At 44.1% G+C, this 3,303-nt stretch carries 4 protein-coding genes; 2 read left to right on the top strand and 2 right to left on the bottom strand.

Going from position 1 to position 3,303, the window contains the following annotated elements; all coding sequences use genetic code 11:
* The coding region (locus tag EKO24_RS06345) for a response regulator (RefSeq protein ID WP_143733189.1) at window positions 1-313 on the bottom strand (313 nt) is incomplete at its 3' end.
* A 263-nt stretch (window positions 314-576) separates the two neighbouring features.
* Here EKO24_RS06345 and EKO24_RS06340 point away from each other — a divergent pair.
* Window positions 577-1,887, top strand: coding sequence for an MgtC/SapB family protein (locus EKO24_RS06340; protein WP_127030780.1), 1,311 nt, complete (start codon window positions 577-579; stop codon window positions 1,885-1,887).
* 81 nt (window positions 1,888-1,968) lie between these two features.
* Here the strand turns inward: EKO24_RS06340 and EKO24_RS06335 are convergent, their stop codons facing one another.
* A complete protein-coding gene (locus EKO24_RS06335; RefSeq protein ID WP_127030781.1) occupies window positions 1,969-2,265 on the bottom strand; it encodes a hypothetical protein in 297 nt (98 codons plus the stop codon).
* Between the two features lie 194 nt (window positions 2,266-2,459).
* Between EKO24_RS06335 and EKO24_RS06330 the strand changes: the two genes are divergently transcribed.
* On the top strand, window positions 2,460-2,990 hold the full coding sequence (locus EKO24_RS06330) for a hypothetical protein (RefSeq protein ID WP_127030782.1): 531 nt from the start codon (window positions 2,460-2,462) through the stop codon (window positions 2,988-2,990).
* Window positions 2,991-3,303 lie beyond the last annotated feature (313 nt).

The following is a 3,303-nucleotide window of genomic DNA, read 5'->3' as shown; positions in this document are numbered from 1 at the left end:
AGTCGAAAGGTTTCACCAGATAATCGTCGGCGCCGAGATCAAGGCCCGCAATGCGGTCGGACAACGCGTCGCGTGCGGTAATCAACAATACAGGCACGTCATTGCAGCTGGCTCGCAGGCTCGATAGCAAACGGTCGCCGCTCAATCCGGGCAAACCACGGTCGAGTAGTAGACATTGGTAAGATTGGGCGCGCAACGCCGATTCGGCATGATCGCCGCGTTTAACCCAATCGACCGCATAGCCGTCGAGTTGCAGCCAGGATTGCAAGGTAGCGCCTAACGACGGATCGTCTTCGGCGAGCAGGATACGCATAATCTATCGAAGGCGGGCCATACCGATTTTAAAAGACTAATCATCAAAAATTATCTCGTGATTATTGTTAACTTTTACATCGCATTTGACAACTCTCTTTTCCCCGAGGAACTCGAACAAGCCAAAGATTGAACAAATACAATAATCTAACAAATTGGATATTATGGTGTATTCTGAATCAGTTCGACGGAGCATAAACGATATATATTCGTTTATGAATATATAATCCATGCACAAATTGAATATTTATTTTTAAAAATAAAATGCAGAATCAATCAATTTTATTGCCTACGATTATTTGGCCTTACGGTGAAACTTTAATCCGTTTGTTACTGAGCCTGGTATTAGGTTTGTTAATCGGGCTTGAGCGAGAAAGACGCGACAAAGAAGCCGGTCTTAGAACATTCGGATTTATTGCGCTACTCGGCGGAATAGGAGGCGCAATGGGGGATAACTTTGCCTTACTGAGCCTTTTTCTGGTCGGACTATTGACGTACACCCTAAACATGCAATTGTTGCATACTAAGCAAACTATCGAGTTAACAACGTCCACCGCCATGTTGATCACCTGTTTCGCAGGTATTCTATGTGGGCAAGGACATACCATTTCTCCCGCAGCAATTATGGTTATAGTCACTGCTCTTTTGGCTTTGAAAGAACCTCTAAGCGGTTTTTCGGTCGGATTAACCGAAAGCGAACTACGTTCCGCACTCCTTTTGGCGATTCTGGCTATCGTAATTTATCCGGCATTACCTTCCGGTTCAATTGGCCCCGGAAAATTGATTGATCCAAGAGCAACATGGGTTACAGTTATATTAATTTCAAGCATAGGATTTGCAAACTATGTTCTTTTAAAGATTTATGGTGTACGCGGCACTGAAATTTCTGGTTTTTTAGGAGGATTGGTAAACAGTAACTTTACCGTCATTGAACTTGCCGGTCGCGTTAAAGATAACGATAAATTGGTCGACTATGCATATAGAAGTATCTTATTGGCAACAACGGCGATGTTAGCCCGTAATGCGATGCTTTTGCTCATTCTGGCGCCAAATGTTCTATTAAATAGTTGGTTACCGTTCACGTTGATGTTTTTTACAAGCGCAGTTTTGGTTTTGATAAGCTATCGTAGTGAAAGAGTTTTCATCGAAAACGAACCTATACAATTAAAACTGGGTTTACCATTTTCTTTATGGATTGCATTGAAATACGGTTTTGTATTTCTAGTCATTCACATATTTGGAACAATATCCCAAAACATTTTTGGAGAAACCGGGTTTTATACTGTTAGCCTCATTGGCGGTTTAATGTCGAGCGCCAGTGCCGTGGCCGCTTCAGCCAATCTTGCTTCACACGGAAGCATTTCGGCGGCGCTTGCGAGTAAGGCATCGATATTGGCTTCGTTTACAAGCATTGCCTTTAGTCTTTCATTTGTTCTCCAAACCAGAAATGGTTCTTTGATCAGAAAATTAGTTGTTTCTATGTTTTTTGTAGCCGTTGCAGGATTGACAGGGACAATTTTTTCAGAAAAGTTCTTGCCGCTATTAATCGGCTTATACGAATCAAGGATGAGATAACAATGGAACGGTAATTGTATTTAACAGGCCCAAATTAATTGCAAATGAAATCACCATTTTTCTTGTTCTATTTAGGCATACTCAAAAAGATGCCATCGAGTGGACGCCGGAGAGGCTCCAAACCGGTGTCGTCGTCAAACTGAAAAAAGTACCGTTCAAGGTCAAATTGTTCAAGCTAGTCGCCCCAAACGGCGACATTGACTGGCTCATTACCAATGGGCTGGAGATAACCTGACCGCGCAGGTCGCTCAACACGCGAACGACGTGCGTTGGCAGGTCGAAGAATTTCACCGCGAACTCAAACAGTTGACCGGCTCCGAGAAATGCCAATGCCGCAAGGCCCGCTCTCAACGCAATCACATCGCCTGCTGCTACCACGTATGGATTTCCTTAAAAGTCAAAGCGAACGCCTTGAAAAAATCCCTCTATCAAGTCCGGGGCGATTTGTTTTCCGACTATTTGCGAACTGAACTGCGTAATCCCAGAATTAAGGCTTATTCGGGAGGGTAGCGAAAGTCCTAATACAAATTGGCCTTGCCCCTTCCGATATTGATAACTTTACGCTATATCCCATGCAGGTGCCTTCGCCCGCTACGAAACCGTTTCCTTTTTCAAACATACCGACATATTGCGAGCAATTGCTCAACGGATATTTGAATCTCTCGCTGCCCAAAGCTTCTTTTGCTAAAAATGAAATTGGCATTGTGTTTGATACAGGCGCTCCAACGGCCAAAATTCATACGGATGTCGATAAAGCGGCCGCATCCACAATCTCAATCGATGCATTGGATCCATACCTTGAAAATAACATCGTTTACGCTAATGAAAGTGTCGAAGGAGGCAAAACCCAAGCCAGCGTCGTGAAAGATAAGGAACTTGCTTTAACCTCCGGGCCGAGCACGGTGTTGAAATTTCCAGTCGGTTCTATGTCAGGTACAAACGCGGCCAATGCAACAACGCTTAATTTGAGCAGCTCCGGTTCGGGATATGTGAATACAGGACTCATTCCTTTCCTGAATGGCCGCGTACTTTACTATTTTCCTTTTGATGGCAAAGGAGGATATCAGAATGGGCAAATAGGCTTTCCGACACAGTGTAAATGAGTTTAAAGCCTGTTTAAAACTGAATCTGAGCTACAGCCTAGCCGCCGCATCGCGATCAAAAAAATTCCATGGCGGTTAGGCTTGATTATTTAGGACAGACAAGCAGAACCTGTGGCTGCCCCGCATGATTAATCAACAATGCGAGCAGTTTTAATAACCGTTTAAAGCTTTGAGCTAGCTGCCAGCACTACAACATGAAGTGTATCGTTCGCGCTTGCGGCGCCTAAGTGCGTGTTTTAAAAGTTTGATACCTTCCCCGAGGACAGCCTGGTCAGCATCAAATTAATCATGGCGATATGAACGAATGCTTTGC

Source organism: Candidatus Methylobacter oryzae (genome assembly GCF_003994235.2).
Taxonomy (GTDB): Bacteria; Pseudomonadota; Gammaproteobacteria; order Methylococcales; family Methylomonadaceae; genus Methylobacter_A; species Methylobacter_A oryzae.
The sequence above is the reverse complement of the archived record's forward strand: the minus strand, read 5'-3'. Positions and strand labels throughout refer to the sequence as shown.

Coding starts and splice junctions, on each gene's coding strand:
- EKO24_RS06330 (WP_127030782.1), top strand. CDS start 2,460: ATGCAGGTGCCTTCGCCCGCTACGAAACCGTTTCCTTTTTCAAACATA.
- EKO24_RS06340 (WP_127030780.1), top strand. CDS start 577: ATGCAGAATCAATCAATTTTATTGCCTACGATTATTTGGCCTTACGGT.